This is a genomic window from Enterobacter sp. 4974935 (assembly GCF_058661735.1).
In genome coordinates this window covers 3,215,541-3,227,582 of record NZ_JBZWGT010000003.1, presented here as the reverse complement: position 1 = coordinate 3,227,582, position 12,042 = coordinate 3,215,541, and the positions used below count along the sequence as shown (strand labels likewise).

Genomic DNA, 12,042 nt, shown 5'->3' with positions numbered 1-12,042 from the left:
CAATGACAGGAAGCCGCTATGGGCAGACCCCTCAAATCCGTATTTAAAAAAGAACATCGCGACGATATCAGTAACCGCAGCGCTAACCCGGTATTCTCCGAGGTGGCAGAGGTGTTCCTCTCCCGCCGCCGTTTTCTCCAGATGGGGGCCGTAGCGGGGGCCGCCGTATCATTCCCGTATCTGATCACACCCGAGAATGCGATTGCCGCGGTCTCAAAACCGTCCGCGCTGGCAAAAGCGGTTTCCCTGGGCTTTACCAGCATCGACGTCTCCACGGAAGATACGGTCAGGGTGCCGGAAGGTTATATTGCCCGCCCGTTCTATCGCTGGGGCGATCCGACAGGCATCAAAAACAACATGCCGGCGTTTAAACCGGATGCCAGCAATACCACAGACGAGCAGGCCGTGCAGGCGGGCATGCACCACGACGGCATGGCGTGGTTTAGCCTGCCGCAGGGGGCGCAAAGCCCGGAGCATGGCCTGCTGGCGCTGAACCATGAATACATCGACAACGGAATGCTGTTTACGGACGGTACGGCGAACTGGAGCCTCGACAAAGCCCGCAAGGGGCAGAACGCGATGGGCGTGTCGGTGGTGGAAGTGAAAAAAACGGGCAGCGGCTGGGAGGTGGTGCGTCCGTCTTCGTTCGCCCGCCGTATTACCGTCAATACGCCGATGCAGCTTACCGGCCCGGCGCGGCATCAGGACTTAATGAAAACCGCCGCCGATCCGCAGGGGGAACGCGTTCTGGGCACCATGCAGAACTGCGCCAACGGCCACACGCCGTGGGGGACCTATCTCACCTGCGAGGAGAACTGGTCGGACATATTTGTGAAAAAAGCCGATCTCAACCCGCTGGAAAAACGCTACGGCATTAGCGACAGCGATGAATCATACCGCTGGAACGAGGTGGATGAGCGGTTCAGCGTCGATAAAACCCCTAACGAACCCAACCGTTTCGGCTGGGTCGTGGAAATCGATCCCTACAACCCGACCTCCACCCCGCGCAAGCACACCGCGCTGGGCCGCTTCAAGCATGAGGGGGCAGCCGTCACGCTCGCCGCCGATAATCGCGTGGTGGTTTATATGGGTGACGACCAAAAGTTTGAGTACATCTATAAATTTGTTTCGGATAAAAAATACGATCCCGCGAACCGCGAAGCCAATATGCAGCTGCTGACGTCCGGCACGCTGTACGTCGCCAGGTTCAACGAAAACGGCAGCGGCGACTGGCTGCCGCTTGTCTTCGGGCAAAATGGCCTGGATAAAAGCAACGGTTTTGCAAGCCAGGGCGATCTGCTGATTAAAACCCGTCTGGCGGCCGACGTGGTGGGGGCAACGAAGATGGATCGCCCCGAGTGGATAGCCGTCGATCCGCACGCCAGCGGCAGCGTCTACTGTACGCTCACCAACAACAGCGATCGCGGGAAAGAGGGCAAGGCACCGGTCGATGCTGCTAACCCGCGCGCCAACAACGTGTACGGGCATATTATGCACTGGCTCGAAGAGGGGGCCGATCCTGCCGCCGCACGCTTTAAGTGGGATATTCTGGTCATGGCCGGGCGCACCGACGGCGACGATCCGAAGGCCAAAGGCTCGATGCAGGGCGCGGAATTTGGCAGCCCGGACGGCCTGTCGTTTGACCATCAGGGCGTCCTGTGGATCCAGACCGATGTCTCCTCCAGCACCATCAATAAGAAAGCGTACGAGGGGATGGGCAATAACCAGATGGTGGCTACCATTCCAGGCACCAACGAGTATCGCCGATTCCTGACCGGGCCGCGCGGGTGCGAAATCACCGGCATTGCATTTACGCCAGACAACCGGACGCTGTTTATCAACATTCAGCATCCGGGGGAGGGCGGGGATGATATTACCGACCCGGCCAACCCTCGCGCTGTTTCCAGCTGGCCAGACGCGAGCCCGAACGGGCGTCCGCGATCGTCAACGGTGGTGATAGTCAAAGCAGACGGCGGGATCATCGGGTCGTGACGTTTATCCGCCGGGCGCATGCGCTGGCCCGGCGTTAAGCTTGCTACCACCAGCATGAAGTGTTAAAACGTGCCCCTTCTAAAAAAGAGACAGGGGTAGGGCGTGAAAGACGCGTCATCCGCTTCAGGCCATGGTAGCGCTGAAGCTTCGTCGGATCAGAGTCCGACGCTGCAACGTGGTTTGCAAAATCGACATATTCAGTTAATTGCCCTTGGCGGCGCGATCGGTACCGGGCTGTTTCTCGGCATCGGCCCCGCCATTCAAATGGCTGGCCCGGCGGTTCTGCTGGGTTACGCTCTCGCAGGAATTATCGCCTTCCTGATCATGCGCCAGCTCGGCGAGATGGTTGTTGAAGAGCCGGTGTCCGGCTCCTTCGCGCATTTTGCCTATAAATACTGGGGTCCGTTCGCAGGCTTCCTCTCCGGCTGGAACTACTGGGTGATGTTTGTGCTGGTGGGGATGGCAGAGCTGACCGCCGCAGGCATCTATATGCAGTACTGGCTCCCGGACGTGCCAACGTGGATCTGGGCGGCGGCCTTCTTCATCATCATTAACGCCGTTAACCTTGTGAACGTGCGCCTGTATGGTGAGACCGAGTTCTGGTTTGCGCTGATCAAGGTGCTGGCGATTATCGGCATGATCGGCTTTGGCCTGTGGCTGCTGTTCTCCGGCCACGGCGGCGAGCGTGCATCGATCGACAACCTGTGGCAGCACGGCGGCTTCCTGGCGACCGGCTGGAAAGGGCTGATCCTCTCGCTGGCGGTCATTATGTTCTCCTTTGGCGGTCTGGAGCTGATTGGCATCACCGCTGCCGAAGCGCGCGATCCGCACAAAAGCATTCCGAAAGCGGTCAACCAGGTGGTGTACCGTATCCTGCTGTTCTATATCGGCTCGCTGGTGGTGCTGCTGGCGCTCTATCCGTGGGTGGAAGTAAAATCTGACAGCAGCCCGTTCGTGATGATCTTCCATGACCTGAACAGCAACGTGGTGGCTTCCGCGCTGAACTTCGTCATTCTGGTGGCGTCTTTGTCGGTGTACAACAGCGGGGTTTACTCCAACAGCCGCATGCTGTTTGGCCTCTCCGTACAGGGCAACGCGCCGAAGTTCCTTACCCGCGTCAGCCGTCGCGGCGTGCCGATCAATTCGCTGTTCCTTTCCGGCGCTATCACCTCGCTGGTGGTGCTGATCAACTATCTGCTGCCGAAAGAGGCGTTTGGCCTGCTGATGGCGCTGGTTGTCGCCACGCTGCTGCTGAACTGGATCATGATCTGCCTGGCGCACCTGCGCTTTCGCGCCGCGATGCGCCGCAAGGGGCGCGAGACGCAGTTCAAGGCGCTGCTCTATCCGGCGGGGAACTACATTTGCATCGCCTTCCTCGGCCTGATTCTGGTGCTGATGTGCACCATGGATGAGATGCGCCTGTCAGCGATGCTGCTGCCGGTGTGGGTGTTGTTCCTGTTTGTTGCCTTTAAACTCTCTCGAAGGTAAAAGCAAAACGGCAACCAGGTTGCCGTTTTTAGTGTTTGCCCCCTCTCCCTGTGGGAGAGGGCCGGGGTGAGGGCACCAGACCGCACCACACTGCCTGCCTTCACGCCCGGTGGCGCTGCGCTTACCGGGCCTACATGTTCGGGGACGTTATTTAGTAGGCCGGGTAAGGCGAAGCCGCCACCCGGCACCTCCGCTACACCATTATCGTGACCCCTCTCCCAATTCTGTTTCGATCCACAGGATCTTTGTTTTGTAATCGATTACTTTTCATTTGAACTAATTTGTAATCGATTACTTTTTCCGGGTGAGGCTTATCATGGTGTCAACTGAGAGTAGTGAAAAGGCGATAACGCAGCACCGGCTGCTGGTGCCGCGTCTGTCGCTGATGATGTTTCTGCAATTTTTTATCTGGGGTAGCTGGTCGGTCACGCTTGGCCTGGTGATGACCCGGCACAACATGTCTCTGCTGATTGGCGATGCGTTCTCAGCCGGGCCCATCGCCTCCATTCTTTCGCCGTTCGTGCTCGGGATGCTGGTGGACCGCTTCTTCGCTTCACAGAAGGTGATGGCGGTGATGCACCTCGCGGGCGCGGCGATCCTCTGGTTCGTGCCGGGGGCGCTGATTGCTGAGAACGGCGCGCTGCTGATTGGCCTTCTGTTTGGCTACACGCTCTGCTACATGCCAACGCTGGCGCTCACCAACAACATCGCGTTCCACAGCCTGGCAAACGTGGATAAAACTTTCCCGGTGGTGCGTGTGTTTGGCACCATCGGCTGGATCGTGGCGGGCATTTTTATCGGCGTCACCGGCGTGGCGTCCAGCGTGACCATCTTCCAGGTAGCGGCGGTCAGCTCCGTGCTGCTGGCGCTCTATAGCCTGACGCTGCCGCACACACCAGCACCGGCGAAAGGCCTGCCTGTGAAGGTGCGCGATCTCTTCTGCGCGGACGCCTTCGCGCTGCTCAAAACCCGCCACTTCTTCGTCTTCTCCGTCTGCGCAATGCTGATCTCCGTCCCGCTCGGCACCTATTACGCCTACACCGCCTCGTATCTGGCGGATGCCGGCATTGCCGACGTCAGCACCGCCATGTCCTTCGGGCAGATGTCTGAGATCGTCTTCATGCTGGTTATTCCGCTGCTGTTCCGCCGCCTGGGCGTGAAATATATGCTGCTGATCGGCATGCTGGCGTGGTTCGTACGTTATGCCATGTTCGCGCTGGGCGTCAGCGAGGAGGGGCGCATTCTGCTGTATCTGGGCATTCTGCTGCACGGCGTCTGCTACGATTTCTTCTTTGTCGTCGGCTTTATCTACACCGACCGCGTGGCGGGAGAAAAGGTCAAAGGCCAGGCGCAGAGCATGATCGTGATGTTCACCTACGGCATCGGCATGCTGCTCGGCTCGCAGATTTCAGGGGCGCTTTACAACCGCCTGGTGGCAGGGCAGACCGTGCCGCAGGCGTGGGTTACATTCTGGTGGATCCCGGCGGTGGCTGCCGCGGCGATCGCGCTGATTTTCCTTCTCACGTTTAAGTATGACGATGACAAGGCGTAATGTTCTGGAGGTGGTATGAGGACAATGAAAGGACCGGGCATTTTTCTGTCGCAGTTTATTGGCGGGGAAGCGCCCTTCAACACGCTCGACGGGCTGGCAGAATGGGCGGCGTCGAAGGGTTACAAAGCGGTGCAGATCCCCTGCAACCATCCGCATATCTTTGATGTGGAGAAAGCCGCAGAGAGTCAGGCCTACTGCGACGACATCACCGCAAAGCTGGCCGCGCACGGGCTGGTCATCAGCGAGCTGTCGACCCATCTGGAAGGGCAGCTTGTGGCGGTGAACCCGGTTTACAGCGAGGCGTTTGACCACTTCGCACCCGCATCCGTGCGCGGTAACGATGCGGCGCGTCAGGCGTGGGCGACGGAAAAACTGAAGCAGGCGGCGGTCGCCTCGGCCCGATTAGGGCTGAAAGCGCACGCCACCTTCTCCGGCTCGCTGGCCTGGCCTTTTTTCTATCCGTGGCCGCCGCACAACGAGCAGCGTTTTCAGGAGGCGTTCGAGGCGCTGGCAACCCGCTGGCGGCCGATACTGGATACCTTCGACGAGCAGGGCGTGGACGTCTGCTTTGAGCTGCATCCGGGGGAAGATCTGCACGACGGCGTAACCTTCGAGCGTTTTCTGGCGCTGGTGGATAACCATCCGCGCTGCAACATACTCTACGACCCGAGCCACATGCTGCTTCAGCAAATGGATTACCTGACCTTTATTGATCTCTACCATGCGCGCATTAAAGCGTTCCATGTCAAGGACGCGGAGTTCCGCCCCAGCGGGCGCAGCGGCGTCTACGGCGGCTACCAGCCGTGGATCAACCGCGCCGGACGTTTTCGCTCGCTGGGTGACGGGCAGATCGACTTTAAGGGCATCTTCAGCAAGCTGACCCAGTACGACTACGACGGCTGGGCGGTGTTGGAGTGGGAGTGCTGCCTGAAGGATGGCGATACCGGCGCGAGTGAAGGCAGCGAATTTATCCGCCGCCACATTATTCCCGTTTCCGGACGGGCGTTTGATGATTTCGCCGCAGGGGGCAGCCATGATTAACGTCGGGATTATCGGCAGCGGGTTTATTGGCCCGGCACACATCGAGGCGCTCAGGCGTCTCGGGTTTGTGCAGGTGGTCGCGCTCTGCGACGGTTCGCTCGTTAAGGCGCAGGAAAAGGCGCGCCAGCTAAATGTGCCGCATGCTTACGCCAGCGTGGAAGAACTGCTCGCGCACTCCAATCTGCATGCGGTGCACAACTGCACGCCGAACCACCTGCACGCGGAGATTAACCGCCAGATCCTGCGCGCGGGCAAGCACGTGTTTTCCGAAAAGCCGCTGTGCATGACGCCGGACGAGGCGCGCGAGCTGGTGGCGCTGGCAGAGCAGGCTGGCGTGGTGCATGGCGTGAGCTTTGTCTATCGTCAGTTTGCGATGGTGCGCCAGGCGGCGAGCATGATGCGCGCGGGCACCCTCGGGCGGCTGTTTGCCTCGCACGGCAGCTATTTGCAGGACTGGATGCTGCTGGAAACAGACTACAACTGGCGGGTGGATGCCGCGCTCGGCGGCGCATCGCGGGCGGTGGCGGATATCGGCTCCCACTGGTGCGATACGGTGCAGTATGTCACCGGCAGGCGCATTACTGGGGTGATGGCTGATTTATCCATCGTCTGGCCGACGCGCAAGGCTAATGTGGCAGGGAATCAGACGTTTACGCACGACGAACATGCTCACTATGAAGATAAACTGGTCACCACCGAAGACTTCGGCTCGGTGCTGTTGCGTTTTGACGACGGCAGCAAGGGCAGCTTTAGCGTCTCGCAGGTGAGCGCGGGGCGAAAAAACCGCCTGACCTTTGAAATTAACGGCAGCGAGCAGTCGGTGGCGTGGGATCAGGAAACCCCGCAGCAGCTGTGGATCGGCCATCGCGCCCGGGCAAACCAGACGCTCAGCGACGATCCGGGTTTGATGAACCGTGATGTGGCCGACAGCGCCCATTTCCCCGGCGGACACATTGAAGGCTGGCCGGATGCTTTTAAAAATATGATGGCGCAGTTTTACCGTGCCGTGCAGGCGGGAGCGATGCCGGATAAGCCGCAGTTTGCCACCTTCCACGATGGCGCCAGTGTGATGTATATCCTTGATGCGATTGTGAAAAGCCATCAGCAGCAGCGCTGGGTGCGTGTGGAATACTGACGCATTGCCCGGTTCGCCGGGCAACCAATTTATGGTAGCCTGCACAAAACGCTAACCGCAGGATGTATCGTCGCTATGTCAATTCAGAAAATCGCTCAACTGGCCGGGGTATCCGTGGCAACGGTCTCTCGCGTACTGAATAACAGCGATACCGTGAAGGCAAAAAACCGCGAGCGCGTTTTGCAGGCGATCCAGGAGAGTAACTACCAGCCCAATCTGCTGGCGCGTCAGCTGCGCACCGCCCGCAGCTATATGATCCTGGTGATGGTCTCGAACATCGCCAACCCGTTCTGTGCCGAAGTGGTGAAGGGCATCGAAGCCGAGGCGGAAAAGAACGGCTACCGCATCCTGCTGTGCAACTCCGGCTCGGATATTGAGCGCTCCCGCTCGGGCTTAAGCCTGCTCTCCGGCAAAATCGTCGATGGCATTATCACTATGGATGCGTTCTCGAAGCTGCCGGAGCTGGCCGCGCTGATTGGCAACGCGCCGTGGGTGCAGTGCGCCGAATACGCCGATGCGGGCGCGGTCTCCTGCGTGGGGATTAACGATGTTGATGCCTCCCAGCACGTTGTCAGCCAGCTTGCCGACAAGGGCCGCAAACGCATTGCGCTCATCAACCACGACCTCAGCTACAAATATGCCCGTTTGCGCGAACGCGGCTATAAGAGCGTCATACACCTGCGGGATCTGGACTATCAGGCGGTGGAGTACGCCAGTGAGCTCAGCTCCAGTGCGGGCATGGCGGCGATGCAAAATCTGTTAAAGGCAAACCCGCCGGATGCGGTGTTTGCCGTTTCTGATACGCTGGCGGCGGGGGCGCTGCGCGCCATTCAGCAGGCAGGGCTGCGGGTGCCAGAAGATATCGCGGTGGTGGGTTTTGACGGCACCGAGCTGGCGGAGATGATTTCTCTCACCACCATTGAACAACCGTCGCGGGATATCGGGCGCAAGGCGGTCAATCTGCTGTTAAATAAGATCGACAACCCGGATGCGCCCACGGAAAGGGTCATGATGGACTGGCGCTTTATTTCCCGCGCCAGCACCTGATTATCTGGCGATGAAGCCAGCCAGCGAGCGAATATCGTTTCCGGTTGGCGACTGGTGAATACGCAGGCCAAATTCATCCACCACCGCGAAAATATGATCGAAGATGTCGGCCTGAATATCTTCGTATTCTGCCCAAATCACCGTGTTGGTAAAGGCATATATTTCAATCGGCAGCCCGTTGGCATCGGGCGCGAGCTGGCGCACCATCAGCGTCATATCTTTACGAATACGCGGGTGGTTACGCAGATATTCATTCAGATAGGCACGGAAGGTGCCGATATTGGTCATCTTGCGCAGGTTTAATACCGATTCCCCTTCGCCGTTCTGCTGATTCCACAGGTTAATTTCCTCATGACGCGCGGCCAGATACGGCTTCAGTAGTTTCGCCTGAATCAGTTTCTGCTGCTCCTGCTCATCGAGGAAATGAATGCTGGTGGTATCGATATTCAGGCTACGCTTGATGCGGCGACCACCGGAGGCTGACATGCCGCTCCAGTTGATGAACGCGTCGGACACCAGCGCCCAGGTCGGGATGGTGGTGATGGTGTTATCGAAGTTGCGCACTTTAACGGTGGTCAGGCCGATGTCGGTCACCGTGCCGTTGGCCCCGTATTTCGGCATCTCCAGCCAGTCCCCGAGCTTCAGCATGTCGTTGGCGGAGAGCTGAATACCGGCCACTAAGCCCAGTATCGGGTCTTTAAAGACCAGCATCAGAACGGCAGCCATCGCACCCAGGCCGCTTATCAGAATGGCGGGTGACTGACCGATCAGAAGGGAGATAATTAATATTCCCACCAGAATGGCGCTCACCAGCTTGATGCCCTGGAATATCCCCTTCAGCGGCAGCTGTGATGCGGTGGCCATTTTCTGCGACAGATTAAAAATCACATCCAGCAGCGAGAAGAAGGAGAGCAGGGCATAGACCATCACCCACAATTTTGCGCAGGTGGTGAGCATTTCCGCCGCTTCGCTGCCTTTTTGCAGCCACAGAACCGCCTGAACGTTGACGATTATCCCCTGGAGGGTAAACGCCAGACGGTGAAATAACTTGTTCTGCGTAATGATCTGCAACCATAAATGGCTGCTGGCCTGCGCGCGTTTTTCGAAGGCGCGCAGCACCACTTTGTGCAGAATAAAATGAACGATAATGGCTGTAAGAAAAATAATACCAAAGATAATCACTAAAGAGGTGGTGTGATTAATTTCAATTCCTAACTCTTCAACCTGAGCAATTAATTCCTGCATAACGTCTCCTGTATTGATGCAGCCCCATAATGGCGGCTGCGGATCTATTATGCAAATTCAGGCAGTTTTATTTTGTCGCCGGACAGGCCTTGACGACCGGCAAACACAGACGATGGCGCATACGCAGCGTGGCCAGCGCCAGCACCCCCATCATGGCCGTTTCCACCATCAGGAAGACGTTGACTGCCTGGGTGTAATCTCCGTGATGATTTTGCAGCCCGTGCAGCAAAATCGCGCCGAAAATGGCCGGGCCAAGCCCCAGCGCAGCCTGTTGCAGCGTGCTTAAAATCGCGCTCGCGGACCCCGCGTCGTCAGGCTGAATATCGCGCATCCCGATACGGTAGAAGCTGTTTACAATCAGCGCCTGCCCGTAACCCACCAGCCCGGTGGCCGGGGCCAACGTCAGCGCGGTATTCTGCATTCCCCAGTGACGGAACGTGGCGATCAGCGCCACCAGGCCGACAAGCTGAATCGCAAGCCCGGTCAGCAGGATGGCGCTGGTGCTGTAGCGGGCAATCAGGCGTGGGGCGAACCAGGCGGAAATAAAATAGGTGACGCCGAGCGCGATAAAGCTGTTCCCGGACTGCCACGGCGCCATCCCCAGACCGCTTTGCATGGTCAGCGCCATACAGAACATAAACCCGGACCAGACGCTGAAAAAGAGTATCCCGATCAGCACGCCAAAACGGATGCTGCGCAGCTGCAACAGGCGCGGCGCGATGAGCGGGTGGGCATCTTCTCGCTCTTTCTTACGCGCGTTTAACACCATCAAATAGACCAGCGGCACAATCGCCAGCAGCGCGGCCTTCAGCGGCCACGACCAGTGCCATTGCGGGCCGAGCGCCATCGGGAACAGCAGACAGCACAGTATCGCCGTCAGCAGGATAGTCCCGGTCCAGTCAATGCGCGACGGCGTGTCGCGGCGGGTTTCCGGTACGTAGCGACGGCTCAACGCCAGCACCACCAGACAAATCGGCACGTTGATAAAGAAGGCGTTACGCCAGCCAAGCCCGGCGATGTCCGCCGACACCAGCCAGCCGCCACCCATCTGGCCGACGATAAACGCAATACCGCCGATACCGCCGAACAGACTGATCGCTTTGGCGTGTGCCGTTCCTTTTAACGTCACGTGCAACGTCGCGAGAATTTGCGGCATGATCAGCGCGGCGCCCGCGCCCTGGATAATGCGCGCGGCAAGCAACTGTTCGATATTGCCCGCTATGCCGCACAGCAGCGAGGCCAGGCCAAAACTCGCCACGCCCCACATAAACAAGCGACGGCGGCCAAGGTTATCGCCCAGCTTGCTGCCGGGGGCCAGACAGACGGCAAAGGCCACGCCGTAGAGGGCGACGATCAGCTCCAGTTCGGTGGCGGTGGCGTGTAACGAATGGGTGATGGAATCCAGCGCCACGTTGGTGATCGAGGTATCAATCAGCGGCAGCATCTGGCCGGTTAACAGCAATATCAGGCCCGCACGACCCGGTGAAACAACTGACGTATTCATGGTGACTCCATTGCGTCAAACAGCGTAGAGTCGTAGCATCAACCATCTGATAAACGGGTACCAGTTCTTACTTATACTGGTACTGGCACTACCATGCAGGAGATGTTATGGCGCTGATGTCTGAACCTGTCACCTCTCTCCAGGATGACACCCGCAAGCAGCTGGGCGCGTTTTTGCGTGCCCGGCGCGAAAGCCTCGATCCGCAGCGGCTCGGCTTACCGCGCAGCGGCCGCCGCCGCACGCCGGGCCTGCGCCGGGAGGAGGTAGCGATGCTCGCGGATGTCGGTGTGACCTGGTACACCTGGCTGGAACAGGGCCGGGACGTCAATCCGTCCAGCGCGGTGATGGCCGCCATTGCAAAAGCGCTGCAATGCACCCCGACCGAAGCCCGGCATCTTTTTGTGCTTGCCGGTTTGCCGCCGGGCGAAGCCCCGCAGGCGGTGTGCTGTGAGGGGATCAGCGAAGGCACGCGTCGCCTGCTGGATACCCTGATGCCGAAGCCTGCCAGTATTCAGAAACCGAATTTCGATATCGTGGCGTGGAACGACAGCTTCGGACACCTGATGGGCGTCGATTTCAACGCTATCCCGCCGGAAGATCGCAACTGTATTTACCTGTTCCTCACCCATCCGGCGTGGCGCGCGCGGCTCGGCAAACGTGACGACGTGCTGCCGATTTTCGTCTCCTACTTCCGCGCGGCAATGGCTGAGCACCGTGGCGACCCGCTCTGGGAAGCGAAGCTGGCGCGTTTTTTTGCGGTTTCTGAGGAGTTCAAAACCCTGTGGCACCAGCGCAACGACGTGCGCGGCGTGGAGAACCAGCTCAAGCTGTTCACCCATCCCGAGCTGGGGGATTTTCATCTCCAGCAGATGTACTGGTACTCCGCCCCGCGAAACGGATCGCGGCTGCTGGTCTATTTACCGGTGGACGAGGCGGGGGAGAGGGCGATGGCGTGGCTGGAGGCGCAGGGGAAATAAGTTTTTTGCGAGGGGCTTTCAGGGAATAAGAGCTGGCTCTGCTAAGCGGATGAGACAGGTA

The 12,042-nt window shown here is 58.9% G+C and carries 9 protein-coding genes; 7 read left to right on the top strand and 2 right to left on the bottom strand.

All coding sequences use genetic code 11. The features are described from left to right. Positions 1-18 precede the first annotated feature (18 nt). The 6 genes from AC4OVS_RS16750 to AC4OVS_RS16725 all read left to right on the top strand — a co-directional run bounded on the left by AC4OVS_RS16750 (position 19) and on the right by AC4OVS_RS16725 (position 8,255). Positions 19-1,992, top strand: a complete 1,974-nt coding sequence (locus AC4OVS_RS16750) for a PhoX family protein (RefSeq protein WP_491922580.1) — start codon at positions 19-21, stop codon at positions 1,990-1,992. 102 nt (positions 1,993-2,094) lie between these two features. Continuing rightward, complete coding sequence (gene pheP / locus AC4OVS_RS16745) at positions 2,095-3,480, top strand: phenylalanine transporter (RefSeq protein ID WP_491922579.1); 1,386 nt, start codon at positions 2,095-2,097, stop codon at positions 3,478-3,480. A 316-nt stretch (positions 3,481-3,796) separates the two neighbouring features. Next, positions 3,797-5,032, top strand: a complete 1,236-nt coding sequence (locus tag AC4OVS_RS16740) for an MFS transporter (RefSeq protein ID WP_023299501.1) — start codon at positions 3,797-3,799, stop codon at positions 5,030-5,032. A 15-nt stretch (positions 5,033-5,047) separates the two neighbouring features. Next, entirely contained in the window at positions 5,048-6,073 is a 1,026-nt protein-coding gene (locus AC4OVS_RS16735; RefSeq protein WP_022647323.1) for a sugar phosphate isomerase/epimerase family protein, read from the top strand. After that, a complete protein-coding gene (locus AC4OVS_RS16730) occupies positions 6,066-7,208 on the top strand; it encodes a Gfo/Idh/MocA family protein (RefSeq protein ID WP_063841799.1) in 1,143 nt (380 codons plus the stop codon). The genes AC4OVS_RS16735 and AC4OVS_RS16730 overlap by 8 nt, the downstream gene beginning before the upstream one ends. Positions 7,209-7,283: 75 nt before the next feature. Next, the gene (locus AC4OVS_RS16725) at positions 7,284-8,255 is read left to right on the top strand and encodes a LacI family DNA-binding transcriptional regulator (RefSeq protein WP_063841800.1); all 972 of its coding nucleotides are present in this window, start codon (positions 7,284-7,286) and stop codon (positions 8,253-8,255) included. On the opposite strand, the gene AC4OVS_RS16720 is transcribed toward AC4OVS_RS16725, so the two are convergent. Together AC4OVS_RS16720 and AC4OVS_RS16715 are read right to left on the bottom strand one after the other, a co-directional pair. Continuing rightward, positions 8,256-9,500 carry a mechanosensitive ion channel family protein gene (locus tag AC4OVS_RS16720; RefSeq protein ID WP_023299505.1) on the bottom strand — a complete coding sequence of 415 codons (1,245 nt, stop codon included), beginning with the start codon at positions 9,498-9,500 and terminating at the stop codon, positions 8,256-8,258. It lies immediately after the preceding gene. A 67-nt stretch (positions 9,501-9,567) separates the two neighbouring features. Beyond that, positions 9,568-11,004 carry an MFS transporter gene (locus tag AC4OVS_RS16715; RefSeq protein ID WP_317578850.1) on the bottom strand — a complete coding sequence of 479 codons (1,437 nt, stop codon included), beginning with the start codon at positions 11,002-11,004 and terminating at the stop codon, positions 9,568-9,570. Positions 11,005-11,111: 107 nt separating this feature from the next. On the opposite strand from AC4OVS_RS16715, the gene AC4OVS_RS16710 reads away from it, so the two are divergent. Next, positions 11,112-11,981, top strand: coding sequence for a helix-turn-helix transcriptional regulator (locus tag AC4OVS_RS16710; protein ID WP_022647328.1), 870 nt, complete (start codon positions 11,112-11,114; stop codon positions 11,979-11,981). Positions 11,982-12,042: the final 61 nt, after the last annotated feature.

Bases quoted from the DNA above. Each gene is read 5' to 3' on its own strand.
- AC4OVS_RS16750 (WP_491922580.1), top strand. From the start codon at position 19: ATGGGCAGACCCCTCAAATCCGTATTTAAAAAAGAACATCGCGACGAT.
- AC4OVS_RS16740 (WP_023299501.1), top strand. From the start codon at position 3,797: ATGGTGTCAACTGAGAGTAGTGAAAAGGCGATAACGCAGCACCGGCTG.
- AC4OVS_RS16735 (WP_022647323.1), top strand. From the start codon at position 5,048: ATGAGGACAATGAAAGGACCGGGCATTTTTCTGTCGCAGTTTATTGGC.
- AC4OVS_RS16730 (WP_063841799.1), top strand. From the start codon at position 6,066: ATGATTAACGTCGGGATTATCGGCAGCGGGTTTATTGGCCCGGCACAC.
- AC4OVS_RS16725 (WP_063841800.1), top strand. From the start codon at position 7,284: ATGTCAATTCAGAAAATCGCTCAACTGGCCGGGGTATCCGTGGCAACG.
- AC4OVS_RS16720 (WP_023299505.1), bottom strand. From the start codon at position 9,500: ATGCAGGAATTAATTGCTCAGGTTGAAGAGTTAGGAATTGAAATTAAT.
- AC4OVS_RS16715 (WP_317578850.1), bottom strand. From the start codon at position 11,004: ATGAATACGTCAGTTGTTTCACCGGGTCGTGCGGGCCTGATATTGCTG.
- AC4OVS_RS16710 (WP_022647328.1), top strand. From the start codon at position 11,112: ATGGCGCTGATGTCTGAACCTGTCACCTCTCTCCAGGATGACACCCGC.